This window comes from Izhakiella capsodis (assembly GCF_900115045.1).
GTDB classification, from domain to species: Bacteria; Pseudomonadota; Gammaproteobacteria; order Enterobacterales; family Enterobacteriaceae; genus Izhakiella; species Izhakiella capsodis.
The window spans coordinates 106,486-125,921 of the sequence record NZ_FOVC01000004.1 but is presented as its reverse complement, the minus strand read 5'-3'; the positions used below and the strand labels follow the sequence as shown (position 1 = coordinate 125,921).

The window sequence follows — 19,436 nt, the reverse complement described above, 5'->3', positions numbered from 1 at the left end:
GCTAAAGCCTGATGAACCAGACGTGTACATCGTCACACACTGTGGCGTTGATGGACAGCCACCCTTTAACGCTCTTTGGCCTTTCGACGCTGATAAAGTCGGTCGATAAAAACTGTGAAATTAGCCTTCGGGAACTCAGTTTGGTTAAAATGTTCGATGCCCTGATGTATCTGTCCGTGGATATTCTCGTCACCGATTTACAAAGTGCGGATGAGACCTTTCAGGAAGGCATTGATTGCTTACTGCGCATAAACGCCCGGTTTCCTGCCATGAATATTGTGGTTTATACCTCATGTCATGACAGTAATATACTCAGGCGCTTACTTGATCACTACAACATCAGTGTGATAGCGCGTGGTGAATCACTGGCTGATACACAGAAATTTTTTAAACAGGCGTTTGAACAGCAGCGCGTGCTCAGCCCTAAAATATGCAGCGATCTTGCGCGTATAAATGAATCGTATCAATTTTCTCCGGCGAGATTAACGCGTAGCGAACTCGATGTTTTAAGGTATATGTATAATGGTAAGGATCTGCAGAATATCGCGCGAATTAAGCAGTTAAGTATCAAAACGATTAGCGCCCATAAATGTAATGCCATGCGAAAACTGGATATCAGCAGCGATTCAGAGTTATTTTTACAATTAAATCATATTTTCAATTGACAGTTTTTACTTTCATTGAGTGTTATATCGTCTCTGGTTCGCTGGCGAGGTGCTTTACCCTAAGCTGTGTGGCCATTTCGTTTATCACTGATACAGATATAATTATTGAGGATGATAATTAATCGATAAAGGAAAAGCTCGGTGTCTTAATTTTCATGAATGAACTGGACGTCGTGGTGATGAAATTGTTACCTTTCCGTCTTTCAAATATGGCGAAGGAGACAGGTGGCGAAGTTTATCTTTTTAATCCAGGATTGATTTAAATGAAATTTTATTCATGTTATTGTGAAAGGCGAAAGGTGGATCGTTAAGCACATCAAAAATCAGTGCGCTGTGATCGCCTGTCTCAGCGTTGAATTTCATATTCAGATAATCTCTAAGCAAGCCGATTTATCCTTTAGGTCAGCCTGGCGTCGACCATCTTTATTTTTCCGGGCTTTAAGCCTCACCCATTCGGTCTATTTCCCATTCACTGAAGTATCAAATCTAACGTTTAGCCGCTAAAATGAAAAAAAGATACAGAGCCGGATTAACTCAAAAAGAGATACGGTTGATATTTTCTCATGATGTGACAACGACAAAGAGTGTGGGAACTTTCCCAGACCATCAAAACCTCCTTTTAAAGGTGTTATTTTTTATCCTGCAGCGGTAGAAAGTTAAAAAAATATAGAAAAAATATAAAGGTGCATCCATGGGGGCCACGTCTCCCTGCCGCTCTACCCTGGCAGATAATGACTAAGATATCCGACCCATACCGGGCAACTCGGAACACCTGCATATTTAAAGCGCGATTATTCATGTTGCTGATTACAACTCGACTTTATTTTAACCTTAGGGCGATCACTTTTCGATTTATCTGGTTTCGTTTTAAAATTCTTAGCGTGAATATTTCACCTTGCTTATGCATTTGGCATCATTATGTGAAGAGTGAGATGAAAAGCCACTGACATGATCCCGCGTTTGCAGCGTGTCGGTATATAAAACGGCAATATGCCGATCGCAGATGAATTGTCCACTTATTTATTCAGTATATTGATTAACATTATTGAACTAAGGAGTTCCGAACGTTGCGTCTGGCAGAATAATTATTGCTCCCTTTTGTGCTGTTGAGTTACACCAGAAGCAACGGGCGATGCGACAGGAAAATACAGGACTGAGTATTATATTCATTTCCAGAAAATGCCAAAAAGAGAGGCTTGCTCTGTAAGGTTGTCAGGTGTTTTTTTATTATTCAAATGTATCACACTTCCGTGTTGGTCTTAATAATATCGATGATTAAGATGAAGGAAACTGATTTTTTAAATACAATAGTGACTTTGATATTAAAACCAAATACTTTCAAATCTCCTCACCTCGATGTGTCTGGCTCGGCTAAATTTTAGACCGCTCCCGTAAAGATTATTTATATTTTAAATTTATCAAGGATTCGGAGGGCTATGCATTTGAACTTTTTAAACAACAGAAATATTACCATCAGCAGTAATACGCTGACGCAGCAGGGTTTTGATATCACCACTCTGCGCTTACGCAGTATTTCTGGTGAGGAAACCCTATCTGAAACCTATCAGTACCAGTTAAACCTCACTACCTCATTGGATATGCCGTCGGATCACGCGGCTAATCTGGATCTCAGCTCAACGATCGGTCACGAGCTGACGGTGACGATTCAACTGGATGGAATGGGTAGCCCGTTTTCAACCGATAATGCTCAATGCAACATGGGTGCCGGGACGCGGGAAATCAGTGGTATTGTGACCGAGGCCAGACTGGCAGAGCAATTCGATCGTTATTATCTTTACCAGATAATCCTGGAGCCCTGGATAGTATTAGCAAAACGCCGTACGGATTACCGGATATTTCAGAAAAAGTCTGTTGTGGATATTATTGATGAAGTATTAGGTAGCCAACCTGTTTATCTGTCATGGCAAAAGCGACTGAGTCAGGTTTATCCGATGCTGACATATGAGGTCCAGTATGGCGAGTCAGATTACGACTTTATTCAGCGGTTAATGGAGCGTTACGGTATTTATTGGTTCTTCGAACATGCCGATAATATGCATCGAATGATATTAATCGATAACATCGCTGCACACGATCCGGTTACTAGTAGCGCCTACCACCGTTTACCTTACTCTCCAGCGGAAAATCGGCGCGATCAGGAATTTATTCACCATTTTGCTACGGCTGAACGTCTTCAGTCTGGTACCAGGACCACCAGTGATTTCGATTTCAAACAGCCGGCTGCAGATCTGGCGGTACATCATTCCCTGTTGAATAAAGCATCGGCCAGCGATCTGGTTATTTATGAGTGGCCCGGTAATTATGCCGACCCCCTGGAGGGAGCAGAGTATGCCCGGGTACGCATGGAGGAGATCCATTCGCGGAGCTGGCACGCCTCAGGCAGCGGCAATCTGCGCAATGTAGTCTGTGGCAAGGTGTTTGAGCTGACAGGCTATCCGAAGGAAGGGGCAAACTGCCATTACCTGGTCACCCGTTCAAAACTTGAAGCAGAAGAAAAAGGGGAAGCCAGCGAGTCAGGAGAATATCGCTTCAAATCTTCTTTCGATGTTCAGCCTGTAAAATTTCCCTGGCGACCGGCACGCAGCACCCCGCTTCCCAGGACCACCGGGCCACAGACGGCGATTGTGACCGGTCCACCAGGCAAAGAGATTTGGACAGACAGTTACGGCAGGGTAAAGCTGAAGTTCCACTGGGATCGCACGTCGATCCTCGATCACAATTCATCATGCTGGGTCAGGGTGTCTTATCCGTGGGCGGGTAATAATTTTGGCGGTATCAATATTCCCCGCATTGGAACTGAAATCATCGTTGATTTTGAAAACGGCGATCCTAACCGACCGATTATAACCGGAAGGGTATACAACGCTATAACTATGCCACCGTGGGAGCTGCCGTTAAATGCGACGCAGAGTGGGCTTATTTCAAGGACATTGGGCGGTGGGTTGAGCAATGCGAATGCACTGCGCTTCGAAGACATGCCCGGCCTGGAAGAGGTGTGGCTTCAGGCTGAGCGGGATATGCTCACAGAGGTAAAAAATAATGAGGTTCACCGGGTACTGGCCAACCGAGATAAAGCGATTGGCGGTAACGAAACGACAAATATTGATGGCACGCGCAGCGAAACGGTTAATCAGGATGAGAAAATAGCCTTAATGGCGAACCGTAGTTGCTCGGTGAAACAGGACGACAGCGTTGATATCGGCGGTAATCAACAAACGACTATAGGCGGTAAACAACGTTACGAAGTTAAGAGTGATTACGACAGGCTTATTGGTGGGAATGATAGCCGGGATGTGAAGGGCAATCAGAGTATTAAGGTGGAAAAAAATCTGCAGTCTCAGATAGAACTGGACATGAGTGAGCAGGTTAACGGAAATAAAAACGCGCAGGTTGGCAAAAGTTACCGTATTACCGTCAAAGATAAGTTTGAATTGGTAGTTGGTTCCTCGATCCTGACTATGGATAGCGAAGGTAATATTTCCATTAATGGAAAGAAAATCAATATTGGTAGCGCCGGAGCCGTTCAGATTGATGGGAATACAATCGACTTAAACTAAATTTATTCTTATTTCTTTTGATATGATGGTGACGTTGATGAGTGATTTCACAAACTTTAGTCTTTTTCCTGCGTTGAGATACGAAGCGATTGATCAATATGATATTACTTTTCACGTAGTGGCCGCTCGCCTCACCTATGATATCAACATAGAAGAAAAAAAAGGTCAGGCGCACCTGTCGCTTTCTGCAAAACAGGCGTCGTTGAATTATGGGGATGCGCATTATCACGATCCGGTACGGAGCAATGTTAAATATGAGAGCGACCTTGCCCCTTATAAACCCAAAACTGATGTTATTATTAATGCCACAGCCTTCGCTCCGCAGGGTAAATTAACGCACTGTTTCCCTGTTGCGGTAAAGATAGGCGATAAAATAAAAACATTACGCATCCATGCTCCCCGGCGCTGGGTTTTCTATCCAACAGGTTGGCTGCTTGAATATGAGAAACCCATAAACCAGCTTGATATTTTATATGATTATGCATCAGGTGGATGGCATGAGATGGACGATAAAACGCACGTTTCACCCTCTAATCCGCTGGGTATAGGATGGTATCCTGGAGAATACCTGAAACAGTGTAAAAAAACGTCACTCCCTGCACCTCAGATAGATTCTGACGATGCACCCGTTACGCGTATCAGTGAGCTTATTATGCCGGAGGGATTTGGTTTTTTCGGCCGTAGCTGGAGCAGGCGGATTGAATGGGCCGGAACCTATGATGATGTATGGAAAAATGAGCGGCATCCCTATCTTCCGCAGGATTTCAATTTTAATTATTGGTGTGGGGCGCATCCATCTTTGCAAATAACACTCCCATCTGAAGATAATATCTCTGTTGAACTGTGGGGACTGTTACCTGCAGATGAAAATCCTCATCAATCTATTTCATTCTCTATCCCTGTGGAAACCCTCTTTACCTTAAATAAATCTAAGCTTGGATTATCTCTCACGAAAGATATGCAGCTGGATACTATTGTGATTGATATGTGGGCACGAAAAGTATTCTGTACTTATCGGATTGCCTTAGCCGAATTATTTCAGCCTCAGGAAATTCAGCTGCGTTATATCGCAGCGGAAAACAGAATGGCGCAGAAAGTATTAGCTGCTGAGATGTCAAAAGATGGCACTTCCGCCAGTTATGTTCCTGTCCCCCCCAGTCTGAATAATAAGAGGTAATTCGTCATGGCGAAAAAATTGGGCGCCAGGAAGGACAGCAAATGGTTAATTGTAGGAATATTACCTGACGTCTGCCTGACTCCTCCCCTGAATATCCCGGTTCCCTATCAGGTAATATCGGATTTGGGCGATGCTCAGGGGGTGATTGATAACGTTCAGCTCAATGGTAATCCAGCCTTCGTTTTTGATAAAAGTAAGGCGCCCAAAACCCGAGGCGACGAGGCGGGATCGTCGGGGGGAGTCAAAAGTGGTACGTCCGGCGGAGACTGCTGGCCTAAAGAGCACAGCAACACGGTACGGATTGGTAAAAAATATGTCATACGCGAAGGGGATAAATTTCATATGAACGGGAGATTCAACGGTGAATGAATCTGAATCCTCTGATCCTTTCGAACATATTATGAAAATTTCTTCCTCAGCACCGGAATCCCTTGCCAGCCAAAATGCGGAAGGTAACCCGAAAGAGGAGTCCCCGGTGGGGGGAAACACGGAAGTTGTTCCGAGAAATGCTTCCGCTGATCCCTCTGTACACATTATGAATATTCCTTTTTCAGTACCCAACTCCTCGGCCGGGGGAAATACGGAAGGGGTATTAATCAATGAACCAGCAGCCGCCTCGCCGGGCAGTGACAGTAATCCGCCGAGTGGAGGATTAACCTTAAAGAATTTTTTCATCGAATCCGCGCCGGTGTTATGGGAAGTCACGGGGGAGTATGTCCATGGCGCTTTGGATCTGGCGGGGGGCATTCCCGTAGCAGGTGCGCTATTTGACGGCGCGAATGGCGCCATTTATGCCGCAGAGGGTAACTATAAAGAAGCGGCGATGTCATTTGGTTCCGTTGCGCTGGATTTGGCGCCCGGAGTTGGCACCTCGGCTAAGATTGCCAAATACAGTGCAAAAGGCGCTGCAGCAGTCAGTAAAGCGCTAACTAAGGTCACTAAAACCGTATCAAAACAGGCTGAAAAAATCGGTCTAAAGCAGGCAGAAAAAGGCACTGTCAAAACTGCAGAAAAAGGGGCTATCGACGGTGCAGGAAAATATAGCCCCAAACACGAAGGAAAGCCTGCGCCCAAACCTGAAGAGAAAAAAGTCGCCAGTAAACCAGATGAAAAACCGGGGAACACGCAATCTAAAACTGAAAAAAAAGAAGACGGTATTCAGACGAAAGAAAAAAAAGAGCAAAAAAAACACGCGCCCAAAGAGTGCCCCAAAGCTGGCCATCCGGTAAACCCGGTGCTGGGCATCAAGTTTCTGAACGGCCTGCCTGAACAGGATTTTATTTTACCGGCGGTGATACCCCTGGCGTGGCAGCGCAGCTATTTTTCCGACCAGCCCGGCAATGGCTGGCTGGGGCAGGGCTGGTCCCTGCCTTTTTCCGCCCGCCTGCTGCGCGCCGGCAAGCAATTAACCTTCATCAATGCCCAGGGGCAGGCGATCATATTGCCGGCGCTGGAGATCGGACAGCGCCGGCTCAACCGTACGGAACAGCTCTGCTTTGAACGCGGAGAGAACGGGCGCTATTACGTTTCGACCAGGGATGCCCGACTGCGCTATACCTTCGCGCCCCTGGCGCTGGATGAAAAAGATCGCCGGGGCGACAGGGCCGCCTATCTGCCTCTGATTGCTGTCAGCGACGCGAATAGTAACCATCTCCGGCTAATCTACGATGAGGACGGGCTACCGGCAGCGCTTTTTGACAGTGCGGGCAGAGAGCTGAATCTGCATTTTATCCGCCTGATTTTACCTGAAGGTGAACCGGTCCGGCGCCTACAGCGTGTTTCACTGAGCGGGGAGGCGGCAGGCAAGAGGCAGCGTGAAACGCTGGTCACCTATCAGTATACGGCGCAGGGTGATCTGGCCTGTGTGCTGGACGGGAAGGGTAAGGTAACCCGTCGCTACCAGTACCGTAATCATCTCTTAACCGGACATTCGCAGCCCGGCGGGCTCAGCGCCCGGTATGAATACGATCATTACACGCCGCAAGGGCGGGTTATCCGGCACACCACCAATCTGGGGCAGACTTGGCTGTTTGACTATGGTGCGGGGGAGACGCGGGTCACCGATCCGTTGAAACGGGTCACGCGCTACCAGTTTGATGACGATAAAAATTTTACCGCACTGATACAGGCTGATGGCTCCACCATCACCCGTAAGCTCGATGATAAAGGCCGGCTGATCGCCCTGATTTCTCCCGGCGGACGTGAAACCCGCTGGTCGTATGATCATCTGGGCCGGACCGACACGATGACGAATGCCGCCGGGCATCGCAGCACCTTCCGCTATGACGCCGATAACCGCCTGACCGCCGTGACGGATGCGATGGGCCATACCATGCGCTACGATTACGATGGCGCAGGCAATCTGCTGAGTGAGACTGACGCGCTGGGGCAGACCACCGCCTACCAGTATGACGCCCGGGGTTTACTGACGGCCGTCACCGGTGCCGACGGAAAAACCCGCCGTATGTGCTATGACCGGATGGGAATGCTGGCGAGCCACACCGACTGCTCCGGCCAGACAACCCGCCTGGCGCGTGACAGCCGGGGAAATATCAACGCGGTCACCCACCCGGATAACACCCGGACCCTGTTAACATACACTGAACGGGGAGAAGTGCTCTCCGTTACCGGACCGGATGGTAACCGTATTCATTATACCTATGATGATTGGGGGCGTCTGACGACACAGCGTGATGCACTGGGGGCGCAGACGCACTGGCAACGGGATACCGATGGCCTGATTCTGGTCCGTACCGACGCCTGCGGTCACACTTTTCACTGTCACTACGACGCCGCCCGCCGCTTAATGCGGCTGACCAATGAGAACGGCGCGGAGCACCTGTTCACCTACGATGATAATGATAACGTTATCAGTGAAAAAGGGTTCGACGGCGTGCTGAAGCAGTATCACTACGACGGTGACGGCCTGCTGGTTGAGACGCGGGTGGCCGATATCTGCGTCACGATGTCGCGCGATGCGTCAGGCCGGATGACGGAGAAAACGGTCAGGCAGGGAGACGCCGTCGCGCACAGCCATTTCAGTTATGACGCGGGCGGTAAGCTGCTGAAAGCATCGAATGCCGGGAGCACGGTCACCTTTACCTACGATCCTCTCGGGCGGGTGAAATCAGAAACCAGTGAGGTGCTGGGTTATCGCCAGACCCTACGGCATCGCTACCACCGCGGCGGCTGGCGGCGGCAGACATGGCTGCCTGATGGCGCCACACTGAACTATCTCTGCTATGGCGCCGGGCATTTCTATCAGCTTAATCTCGATAACGAGATGGTGTGTGAAACTGAGCGCGACATCCGCTATCGTGAAACCAGCCGCACGCAGGGTAGTATCACCAGCGGCTTTAACTATGATCCGTCCGGAAAGCGGCTTAAACAGAAAGTCGATACCGAAGGGACAAGCGTATCCCATTTTATGTCACGCGCCTACGAGTATGACCGGGTCGGGAATCTGACGTCGGTACTCACCCCATCCGGGATGAATCAGCATTACAGCTATGATCCGCTGGGGCGGCTGATAAGCGCCAATGAAGCATGTTTTTCATACGATCCCGCGCATAACATTGTTGATAGCGACGGAGAGCGAGTTCTGAATAACCGGCTGTCAGACTATCAGCACGCTCATTTTGTTTATGATGACTGCGGACGCTTACGGGAAAAAACGTCTGAGGGCGGTGGATTTTTACGTCTGTACTGGACGCCGGAAAACTTGCTTGAATGCGTTGAGGCGCAACGTGATGGCATAAAGCAGACTGTGCAGTATGGCTATGATGCGCTGGGGAGGCGGGTCTACAAAAAAGGGGCAGCGGGTACCACCCTGTTCTTCTGGGACGGAAACCGGTTGCTGAACGAGCAGCACGCGGGGGAAACGATTACCTGGCTATACGGGCCGTCCGGGCATACGCCGCTGGCGCAACGGATTCAGAAAGAAGGCGATAAGCACCGGATCAATTATTACCATACGGACCCCACCGGCACGCCGTATGCGATGACGTCACAGGACGGACGCCTGATATGGAAGGCCGAGAATGAGGCCTGGGGGAAACGTCGGAAAACCCGGTCTGCGGATGAGGAGATGGCCCATCAGCCCCTGTGCTTTCCGGGACAGTATTATGATGAAGAGAGTGGCTTGCACTATAATCATCATCGCTATTATGACCCGGACACCGGGCGTTTTATCTCTCCCGATCCGCTGGGCCTGATGGGGGGGGGAAATGTTTATCAGTATGCCCCCAATCCAACCGGCTGGATTGATCCCTTAGGTTTGACGAAGGAGCATACGGGCATTGTATACAGAGCATTAAGCGATGAAGAATTTTTAGATGCGGTAGAAGGACGCAATATTCGAGCCAGAGACCCACATGCTAATGCAACACCTCAATTTCATGTCGAAGGCCCTCCGTCGCCCGGTGGGACGCATCATGGTAATACGAATTTGAGAACACAATATATATCTACGTCAAGATCACTACATCAGGCGTTATGTTACGCAGAGGGACATATGGAAAATGTTATCGAAATAGATCTGTCGAAAGTGCGTGACAGATATATTACCGATGTGAGTTCGGGACAGGGTCTGCATGGTGATGCACACAGTTGGGCCAGAGAAGATCAAGAAGTGCTGATACGAAGAAGAATACCTGCTGGCAGTTATCAATTCCTTGCATGAGATATTTTAGTACCAGGTAAGCACTGCGCCGATCCAGTCCGGATGTTGAATTGGACTGTCCACAATGCTCCAACCCAATAATATTGTTGTGAAAAAGCGGCAAAAACCAGTCAAGGCCCCCTTTCTGTCAATTTAAACTGGAGAGCCGTAAGTTTAAGAAGAACGGCTGCATCGTCAAAGCCGCTTTTTATCCATTTGTTTGCGTTTTCTGATACGGCTCTGCAACTACAGACTATATTACTGTGCCGTGAAGCTCACTGAGATACGCGAATATTTTCATTAACCCGATCGTAGAAACGATGTCGCCAAAACGCTTAAGCGATGATCTCTGCGCCTGCATGATTTTAGCAAAGTGATCCTTACCTCATCCCTGACGGATGTAGCGATAGTGGATTTCTTGACTTGTCATCAGCAATACCCATGTGAAACAGTGTCATATTATTGAAGGATACGGTGCATTCATAGTGTTGTGATAGGGTTAATGGAATGATATTTGATAAAAAATAATTTAATTCTCAAATGTGGCATCCTATTTTCTTGTTTATTTTTAAGTAATTTCCTGTGCGTAAAAAATCAGGATTGCGCATTTACATTCGTACACTTCAAATTGATTTAATAAAACCTGGGTTTATATAAGAAATATCCTTTTTTTAAGTTTTCCGCGCTTGCCTGTTGCTGAAAATCTCTTTTTTGAGATATTGATAATTAAATGAAATGCGATAAAATACCATTTATATGTTAGAGATAAGTGTTTACACGGTTAAAGGTGTTATTGATGCACGTTTAGAGTCAGATTCCTTCATTATATACAGCAGCACTTCGTCAAGTTTTTATAGCAAAGTGGCGATGAGAAATGGTGTTTTTAACACACGGTCAATAATGCGATCTATTATTGACAGCGTATGGCATGCTGCTGTAGTCATTGTATAAACTGCCGTCTGTGGCGGGCTGAAGCAGCGTATTGCAAGTATTTAATTTAAGTTGAGTTAAAATTGTCAGAAAATAGCGTTATCCTGCCTTGTGGATTTGCGATGAAAATAGGCTGTAAATATTCATCTGTTATGCTGTAGATGGCATTTAAGCAATGCAATAAGTTAGACGTAATCAGATTGCAGGAAGGCTCAGGATAATATATGGCTAACAATGGAAAATTATGCTCAATGCTTAACCTAACATTCTAAATTAAAGTTTAAATTGCGAGGGAAAGTATGGGTAAGTGGTCAATGGAAAAGCTGTGATTTAGAGAGTGTATGGTGTTTTTTAATGAATATAATTATTCCGTTATAGAGAGTGGCTTATTATGATGAGTAAAAAGAAAAGGACGTTAGATTTTAATATGAAGTGGCATCCAGTTGCGGCATCTGTTTTGTTGGCTTTGCCATTTATTTCACAGGCTGCAGACATCAGCATGAATAATGGTTCTGTCGCTTCGGTAAATAATGTTCCGGTTATTAATATCAATCAGGCTAATGCCCAGGGGCTTTCTCACAACGTTTATGATAAATTAAATGTTGATAAAAATGGCGTAATCTTCAATAACAGTATTGCTGAAGCTAATTCCGTCCTCGCTGGAAAAATTGCGGGGAACAGTAATCTGGCCTCCGGCACAGCAAAAGTCATTCTTAACGAAGTGACATCAAAAAACCTTACGGCTATTAACGGCACGATGGAAATTGCAGGAGCTAAAGCTGATTTAATCATCGCCAACCCTAACGGCATTACGGTAAACGGTGGGGGCACAATTAATGCAGGCAAACTGACCTTAACCACCGGTACGCCCGATATTCAGAATGGCCAGTTAGCTGGCTATGCCGTTAACGGCGGTGCGATTACTCTGGGTCAACTGAATACCACCAGCCCGACAGAAATTCTGGCACGTAATGTTGTGGTTACCGATAAGGTCACCACCGGTGACCTAAATGTGGTGACGGGTAATAACTACGTCAACGCGGCAGGTCAGGTGACAGGCACGGTTACGGCAACAGGCTCAGGTTCTGCCAATAGCATCGACGTCGCTGAACTGGGTGGAATGTATGCCAATAAAATCAACCTGGTGAGTACGGAGAACGGGGTCGGTGTTCGTAACCTGGGTGTGATAGCCGGTGGCGTTAACGGCGTGAATATCGACGCAAACGGGCAGTTGGTAAACAACAATGCGCGCATTGAATCTACTGGTGCGGTGAATATTAAAACCAATGGTATGCTCAATAATACGACGGGTGTGATTAATTCTGTTGGGTCTATCGGACTGGATACCAATAAAAATGGTCTGGTTAACACCCGTGCGGGCAATATTTCGACCTCCGGCAATCTCTTTATTAACAGCGGTGCTATTGATAACACCGATGGCAAAATGGCCGCTAGCGGCATGCTGGCTGTGGATACCAATAGCGCCACCTTTACTAACTCTGGCAAAGGAAAAGCGGTAGGCGTTGAAGCCGGTATCGTCGCGTTAAAAAGCGGTACTCTGGATAACAGTAATGGTCAGATCAAGGGGGGATATGTTGGCCTGGAATCCACCACGATGAATAATAATAGTGGTTTAGTGGATTCGCTGGGAAATGTTGAAGTTACCAGTACTGGCGACGTCGACAATACCAAAGGTCTCCTCCGCTCGGCTGCGGGATATACCAAAATTTCCGCCCAGGGAGTGGTAACAAATGGTTCGACCAAAACAGCCGATACCGCCAGTAATGACTCTTTAGGTATTATTGCTGGTAAGGATGTTCAGATTCTGGCTAACAGCATCAGCAACAAGGGGGGACAAATGGCGTCGAAAGGCGATGTCTCTCTGGAAAGCAGTGGGGCTATTGATAACGACAATGGCAAGATCTACACCACCGGCAAAGCTATTTTAAAGGGCGACTCTCTGCGTAACGATGATGGAGGCAGTATTATAAGCAAAGGCGGTGTTAATGCAGCGCTGAAGGGCGATATTACCAATTACATCGGCGTCATCATTTCTGAAGAGGGTGATATCGGCTTAGAAGCCAATACGTTGAATAATCATGGCGGATTGATTACCGGGCAGAATATTGACATTAAGACCAATGCCGACCTGAATAACGACACAGCGTTGATCGTTGCCAATAAAACGTTAAAGGTAGATGCCATTAACAGCATCGATAATCGTAATGGTAATGACTTCAGCGATCCGTTTGGCTTTTATTTCGGAATGCCGCAACAAATAGGCGGAATGATTGGTAAAGGTGGCGTTTCGCTTACCGGAAATATCATTTACAACAATAACAGCCGCATTGTCGCTGAAAATGGCCCTCTGAGTATACAATCGAAAAGTAGTATAGATAATACCCGCGCATTACTCATGAGCGGTGCAGATAGCACCTTGAAAACGGGTTGGGCGTTCTATAATAACTACGCGACAACTTATGCAGTGGGCAATATCACAATTGATACGCCATTCATGGAGAATGACAGCGATGGCTCGCTGATTGATAACAATGCAACAGGCATTATTAGTGCAGATAAAAATCTGACCCTGAATATCGTAAACAACTTCACTAACAATGGCATTATCAGTAGCCTGGGTGATGCAGCGGTAAATGTTCTCAATGGCGTCATCAATAACACTAATACGCTATCATCAGGGAAGGTGCTTGGAGTTACTGCACTGAACGGCGTGGAGAACAGCAAAGATATCTCTGCCAAAGGTGATTTGATAATAGATACTCAGCATTATGTGACGAACAATAGCAATATGGTCGGAAAAAATGTCACTATTACTGCGCTTGATGATCTCAAAAACCAGGGGAATATCATTAGTTCTCTGGCGGGTAATGTGATCATTAAATCGCCGAAAGGTAATGTGAATAATAATAATGGTAAAATACTGTCAGCGGGTTCTGTCAGTATAACGTCTAACGCACTGAGTAACGATGGGGGACGTATCGAGGCGGATAGTGATATCGGCCTGATTGTTGACAAGAGTGTTACCAATAACGGCTCTATCAAAAGTAATGGCGCGCTGAATTTCACTATTCTTAACGGTGCTTTGTACAATCTAAATGATATCTATTCAGGTAAGGAATTGGTTATTAATGCTTTGAGCGGCATTGAAAACTCTAAAGATATCGTGGCGGGAACCGACATTAATCTTGATACAAAGAAATATGTGACGAATAACCAGTTAGGTAATATTCTCGCAGAGAATATTACAATCAATGCTGGTGCTGATATTATCAATCGTGCGAACTTGATGAGTAACCAACTTTTGGCAGTCAATACTTCTGGTAATATTTATAACTACCTCAATCTTTTTAGTTACAGCAAAGTAGACGTCACGGCTAAAAATGTAACTAATAATAAAGGTGCTGTTTTCGGTGGGTTAGGCGGTACGAAGCTAACCGCAGGTAAATTAAATAACGCCGGTACTGTTTTTGGTATTTAATTTATAATTAGTAATAAAAGGCAACAGCTGCTCTTAGTTAGCACCTGATTGAATTGAGATCCTGTTGCCTTTCTTTCTGAGTACGTAAATGGAATTGCGATTCAAAATTCTTTCGTTGTTTTTATTATCGCTATGCTTTCATGTTGACGCTGATGATGATATTAATAATCTTATAAAACAGCAACAAAATGCTGATGTCAGTGCATTTAAGGAGCAGGCATTACATCACAAATCAGTTTTTTCCAGCGCTGAAAGTAAAGTCTTCAGGCTGGATAATTTTCCTGAAGAAAAGAACTGTTTTACGATAAAGTCGCTCCTTGTGAAAAATGGTTTTTTGCAGCGAAAAACCAACGCAGTGATCCAACGAGAGGTGATAGGACGTTGCGTCGGTAATATCGGCGTTACAAAAATTGCTACCGCGTTGCAGGATTATTACATTAATGCTGGCTATATTACCACTCGTGTTGAGCTGCCTTCGCAGAATATTTCCTCAGGTACGCTGACGCTTATTGTTGAGCCGGGAAAAATAGAGAAAGTCATTGTTGAAAACGATGATGTCATACCGTGGATGCTACCCTTTAAGAAAGATGAAATCCTTAATATTCGTGATATTGAACAGGGCCTGGAAAACCTGCAGCAGGTGCCTAACGTTAACGTGAAGATTAACATCGAACCGGGTACGCAGAAAAATTATAGTGATATTCGTATTGCGACTCATCGTACAAAAAACTGGAACGTGAGAGCGAGCTATAACAACTGGGGCAATAAAGCAACAGGAAGATATTTATCATCGGTAGTGGGATTTTTGTATAATCCGGCCCGATTCAGTGACCTGTTTTATCTGGCTGGCACCCAAAGCACAACCGGGAAGTATAAGAATATTAGCGGTTATTACTCACTTCCGGTCGGCTATTGGAACTATACGCTATTTTACAGCTCCAGCCAGTCTCGCCAGGTCGTTCCGCTGAGTTACACCTCGGTAGAGTATAGGGGTAAAAGTGATTACTGGAGCGCAAAAGCTTCGCGCACGTTTTATCGTGATAAAAGTCGAAAATTTACGGCTAATGCCGAATTGATTCATCGAAAGTCCAGGTTTGAAATTAACGGTCAGGAATTATTACTGCAAAAGCGTGATATGGAGAACGTGAAGTTCGGTATCAACTATAAGCAACAGTTAAATAATGCTTATTGGGATTCTACCGTTTCCTGGCAGCGTTTTGTCACATGGTTTGGGGCGACAAAAACGCCCGATATGGTGTATGGCAATGTCAGCCCGGTGAGTCATATTTTTAATATTGAAAGCAATTATATGAAGCAGTTTGGCAGTAATATCTACACTGCATCTTTTTTTGCTCAGTACGCACCGCATGAATTGACTTTACAAGATCAGATGACCCTGGGTAATCGCTGGACCATCCGTGGTTTTGAAAACAGTGTGGGTCTGAACGGTAATAACGGCTTTTATCTGCAAAATACGCTTTATCATCCAGCCGGTTTTTTGAATGCGCAATATTATTTAGGGATTGACGCTGGGCAGATAAAAAAAGATAACTTTTATGGTGATGAGATCCTGATCGGCAGTGCCGTGGGTATTCAGGGTAGTGTAAAAAGCCTCACCTGGGATGCTTCAGTCTCTGTACCCGCTAAATATCCTCGTGGAATGGATGTCGATATATTGAATTTCAATTTTAATGTGTCTTATCAGTTATAAAAAAGGATGATGGCTTTCTATGCGTATCGGTACGGATATCGTCGAGCTTTCACGTATTGCTCGGGCGATTGAGAATGGTAAAACCGATTTTCTCGATCGTGTTTATACCTGGGAAGAGAAGATAAAAATTAATACAGATGATCCCAATTATGAACGTGCAGCAGGTTTCTGGGCAGCAAAAGAAGCGGCGGTAAAAGCAGTTGGATATGGTTTCCGTGAAGGAATAAAGTTTCATGATATCGAAATCACACATGACACTTACGGTTGCCCAAGTTTTAATTTTAGCGGGCGACTAAAAAAACTTATGGCTGAAAAAGGATTGACGAACCATTCACTGACTCTTTCACATTGTCAGACCCATGCGATCGCGGTTGTCGTCTTATATAAATAAAATTAATTGTGAGTGATATGTACCAATACAACGATATGAAAGACAAGTCTGTTCTGATTACCGGTGCCAGTGGTGATATTGGCCTGGCGATTTGCGCTAAATTTTTGGATCAGGGCTGCCATGTTTATGCGCTATATAACACCAATGCAGCACCTTTAACGGCGCTCAAAGGGAGTCATCCTGCAGGTCATACACTGTCGGTTATTCAGTGCGATCTTGCCGATCAGAATAGCGTTGCAGCGCTCTGTGATCATCTGAGTGAAGTGGAAAACAAGCTGGATGTGTTGGTGAATAACGCCGGTATAGTCAAAGACAGTCTGTTTGCTTCAATGCGCTTTGAGGAATTCAGCACGGTGGTTGAAACTAACCTGTTCGGTATGTTCCGCCTGACGAAAGCGTTACTGATGTTGCTGCGTTCTGCTGAAAGCCCGGCCATTATCAATGTGGCCTCTATCACTGGCATCACGCCGAGCGTAGGGCAGTCAAACTATAGTGCGTCTAAGGGGGCAGTTCTGGGCTTCACCCGTACGCTGGCGAGTGAACTGGCGGCTTACGGTATACGCGTCAATGCCGTCGCGCCAGGAATGATTGAGTCCAGAATGGTAAAAAAAGTCTCCCGTACCGTGGTGCGTGGTATCACCGACTCAATTCCCCTGCGACGGTTGGGAAAGTGCGGTGAAGTGGCCGATACCATCGTCTATCTGAGCTCTTCCGCCTCCAGCTATATTGTCGGGCAAACCATCGTTATCGATGGTGGACTGGTTATGCGGTGATCTATGTCCAGATACGTAATCCCCTCAAAGATATTCCTGGAAATGGGTGGCTGGCGTCAGCCTCTGATGATGGTCGACAGAATCGACGACTTCAAAAAGGGTGACAACGGTTATGTAAAAGTGACAAAACACATCACCTATAACGACCCTTATTTGTTAGGGCATTTTCCGGATGATCCGATTATGCCCGGCGTCATGATTGCTGAAATTTTCGGGCAGGCCAGCGAATATCTTTCATTACTGACGGATATCTGTGAAATATACCAGGAAAAATTCAACGAAGAGATGAAAACGCTGCGTGATATTCATGCCCGGATTAACACCGATGAAATGCGGCATATTATACGTACCCGCCGCGCCGAGGTTCGCGGCGTGCTGGCGGCGCAGAATCTTAAATTTAAAGGTGTCGCCTATCCGGGTGATTCAATTGAGGTCACCAGCAAGCTAGCGTTTTCTGATGTTCACGGATTTAAACATTACTCCGTGTCTGCCTGTGCGGGAAAACGTTTGATCAGTAATGGCACCATCATTAATTTTCGCGAAGTTAAGTAAACAAGGGAGAGAGAAAATGTCGGATATGAAAGAGGCTATTCAAAAACGCAAGGAAGTTTTGCAGACGATTAAAAAAGAACTTATCCATCGACTTAATATTCAACGTGATGTTTCGCAAATTGATGATGATACCGCCCTGTTCGGTAATGGATTAAAGTTGGACTCCGTCGATGCCACGGAGATTGTCGTCATGCTGGATAAAGTATTCGGTATTAAGGTTAGCGAAGGCGATGATCCCTCTTATATGAGAAGTATCAATAGCCTTGCTACGTTTATTATTCAGAAGCAAAAAAATTAATTGAATTTATAACTGAAGGGATCGCTTTATGAATTCTCTCAATGATTTCCATACGCAACACCATGCGGTGATGGGTGTTTATAATAACATCACGGTACCCTCAGCCTACCATGCCCCTGAGGTTGAATATAAAGCTGTTCGTGAAAACGTACTGCTGGTCGATTATTCGCATATGTCGATCGTCAGCGTGTTGGGCGATGATGCCTGGATACTGGTGAATTATCTGGCCTCCGCCGATATTTCCATCATTCGTGACGAACAGGGTATCTATACGCTGTTGCTTAACGAAGATGGCACAATCCTCGGTGATGCTTACGTCCTCTGCTCTTCCGATGGTTATTACATTATGTCGGAGAACCTCTCAGCTGACCAACTGCTGGCAAGCCTGAATAAGCTGCTGGAAAAAGCCGATGAACTGGATATTCAGGAAACGCCCGAATTTAAAGATATGCGCGACGAAAGTTGGGGCGCAATTCTGCTTGAAGGCCCGTATGCCTGGGAGCTGATGGCCGAGATTTATGGCTATGACGTTATCGGACTGCCGTATCACGAGTTTATGACCACCGATCAGGAACTGCTGGTATTCCGCTGTGGTAAGCACGGCGAGTTCGCCTACATGGCGACCGGCAATGAAGAGCAGCTGCTTGCATTGTGGCAACAATTAAATGAGCGGGGCAGTAAATATTGCCTGCGAACTGGCGGTCTGGACTATCAGAAAATTGTGCGTATTGAAAACCCATGCTGGGACGAAAACCTGTGGTCTGGCTATGCGCTTAATCCTGTTGAGCTTCAGATGCAGTGGGCGGTTCAGTATGACAAAGAGGGATTCATCGGCCAGGACGCCGTTCAGGCCCTGTCGCAGGGTGAAAACGCCCGCAAAATGATTGGCATGATCGCCAAAGAGCCCTGTTCGGGTATCGAATCCGGTGACAAGGTGATGATCAAAGGCCAGCCGGTAGGTCAGGTGGTCAACGCCGTTTTCTCACCAGCCCTGCAATGTTTTATTGCGCTTACTTTGCTGGAAAGCGACTACGGCTGGTCAGATATCGATGGTTTTGACATTCAAACGCAGACTGAAACCCTGGCGGCCAGAACCAAAAGTATGCCGTTCGTCTATAACCTGAGCATGCTGGTTAACCCGGCGGAGCACAGCTTTGTTGATGCGTCGAAAGCCAAAAGCGCATTGTAATTGATTTAAACAT

At 46.2% G+C, this 19,436-nt stretch carries 12 protein-coding genes; all 12 read left to right on the top strand.

Going from position 1 to position 19,436, the window contains the following annotated elements; all coding sequences use genetic code 11:
• Positions 1 to 11: 11 nt before the first annotated feature.
• The 12 genes from BM191_RS08055 (at position 12) to BM191_RS08000 (ending at position 19,423) form a co-directional block, all read left to right on the top strand.
• Positions 12 to 665, top strand: a complete 654-nt coding sequence (locus BM191_RS08055; RefSeq protein WP_092876961.1) for a response regulator transcription factor — start codon at positions 12 to 14, stop codon at positions 663 to 665.
• Between the two features lie 1,436 nt (positions 666 to 2,101).
• Positions 2,102 to 4,243, top strand: a complete 2,142-nt coding sequence (locus BM191_RS08050; RefSeq protein WP_092876959.1) for a type VI secretion system Vgr family protein — start codon at positions 2,102 to 2,104, stop codon at positions 4,241 to 4,243.
• 37 nt (positions 4,244 to 4,280) lie between these two features.
• Positions 4,281 to 5,420: a DUF2169 family type VI secretion system accessory protein gene (locus tag BM191_RS08045; RefSeq protein ID WP_230479561.1), complete on the top strand. Its 1,140-nt coding sequence runs from the start codon at positions 4,281 to 4,283 to the stop codon at positions 5,418 to 5,420.
• A gap of 6 nt (positions 5,421 to 5,426) precedes the next feature.
• A complete protein-coding gene (locus tag BM191_RS08040; RefSeq protein WP_092876955.1) occupies positions 5,427 to 5,789 on the top strand; it encodes a DUF4150 domain-containing protein in 363 nt (120 codons plus the stop codon).
• On the top strand, positions 5,782 to 10,101 hold the full coding sequence (locus BM191_RS08035; RefSeq protein ID WP_092876953.1) for an RHS repeat-associated core domain-containing protein: 4,320 nt from the start codon (positions 5,782 to 5,784) through the stop codon (positions 10,099 to 10,101). The genes BM191_RS08040 and BM191_RS08035 overlap by 8 nt, the downstream gene beginning before the upstream one ends.
• Before the next feature lie 1,336 nt (positions 10,102 to 11,437).
• The gene (locus BM191_RS08030) at positions 11,438 to 14,509 is read left to right on the top strand and encodes a two-partner secretion domain-containing protein (protein ID WP_230479549.1); all 3,072 of its coding nucleotides are present in this window, start codon (positions 11,438 to 11,440) and stop codon (positions 14,507 to 14,509) included.
• 88 nt (positions 14,510 to 14,597) lie between these two features.
• Positions 14,598 to 16,220: a ShlB/FhaC/HecB family hemolysin secretion/activation protein gene (locus BM191_RS08025; RefSeq protein ID WP_092876951.1), complete on the top strand. Its 1,623-nt coding sequence runs from the start codon at positions 14,598 to 14,600 to the stop codon at positions 16,218 to 16,220.
• Positions 16,221 to 16,239: 19 nt separating this feature from the next.
• A complete protein-coding gene (acpS, locus tag BM191_RS08020; protein ID WP_092876948.1) occupies positions 16,240 to 16,611 on the top strand; it encodes a holo-ACP synthase in 372 nt (123 codons plus the stop codon).
• A gap of 17 nt (positions 16,612 to 16,628) precedes the next feature.
• Positions 16,629 to 17,384, top strand: coding sequence for an SDR family oxidoreductase (locus BM191_RS08015; protein WP_092876946.1), 756 nt, complete (start codon positions 16,629 to 16,631; stop codon positions 17,382 to 17,384).
• A gap of 3 nt (positions 17,385 to 17,387) precedes the next feature.
• Positions 17,388 to 17,936 carry a hotdog family protein gene (locus BM191_RS08010; protein ID WP_092876944.1) on the top strand — a complete coding sequence of 183 codons (549 nt, stop codon included), beginning with the start codon at positions 17,388 to 17,390 and terminating at the stop codon, positions 17,934 to 17,936.
• A gap of 16 nt (positions 17,937 to 17,952) precedes the next feature.
• Complete coding sequence (locus BM191_RS08005) at positions 17,953 to 18,234, top strand: acyl carrier protein (protein WP_143088806.1); 282 nt, start codon at positions 17,953 to 17,955, stop codon at positions 18,232 to 18,234.
• Positions 18,235 to 18,262: 28 nt separating this feature from the next.
• A complete protein-coding gene (locus BM191_RS08000; protein WP_092876942.1) occupies positions 18,263 to 19,423 on the top strand; it encodes an aminomethyltransferase family protein in 1,161 nt (386 codons plus the stop codon).
• Positions 19,424 to 19,436 lie beyond the last annotated feature (13 nt).

Excerpts from the sequence above, each read along its gene's own strand:
- BM191_RS08000 (WP_092876942.1), top strand. The coding sequence starts at position 18,263 with ATGAATTCTCTCAATGATTTCCATACGCAACACCATGCGGTGATGGGT.
- BM191_RS08030 (WP_230479549.1), top strand. The coding sequence starts at position 11,438 with ATGAAGTGGCATCCAGTTGCGGCATCTGTTTTGTTGGCTTTGCCATTT.
- BM191_RS08045 (WP_230479561.1), top strand. The coding sequence starts at position 4,281 with ATGAGTGATTTCACAAACTTTAGTCTTTTTCCTGCGTTGAGATACGAA.
- acpS (WP_092876948.1), top strand. The coding sequence starts at position 16,240 with ATGCGTATCGGTACGGATATCGTCGAGCTTTCACGTATTGCTCGGGCG.
- BM191_RS08005 (WP_143088806.1), top strand. The coding sequence starts at position 17,953 with ATGTCGGATATGAAAGAGGCTATTCAAAAACGCAAGGAAGTTTTGCAG.
- BM191_RS08050 (WP_092876959.1), top strand. The coding sequence starts at position 2,102 with ATGCATTTGAACTTTTTAAACAACAGAAATATTACCATCAGCAGTAAT.
- BM191_RS08040 (WP_092876955.1), top strand. The coding sequence starts at position 5,427 with ATGGCGAAAAAATTGGGCGCCAGGAAGGACAGCAAATGGTTAATTGTA.
- BM191_RS08055 (WP_092876961.1), top strand. The coding sequence starts at position 12 with ATGAACCAGACGTGTACATCGTCACACACTGTGGCGTTGATGGACAGC.
- BM191_RS08010 (WP_092876944.1), top strand. The coding sequence starts at position 17,388 with ATGTCCAGATACGTAATCCCCTCAAAGATATTCCTGGAAATGGGTGGC.
- BM191_RS08025 (WP_092876951.1), top strand. The coding sequence starts at position 14,598 with ATGGAATTGCGATTCAAAATTCTTTCGTTGTTTTTATTATCGCTATGC.
- BM191_RS08015 (WP_092876946.1), top strand. The coding sequence starts at position 16,629 with ATGTACCAATACAACGATATGAAAGACAAGTCTGTTCTGATTACCGGT.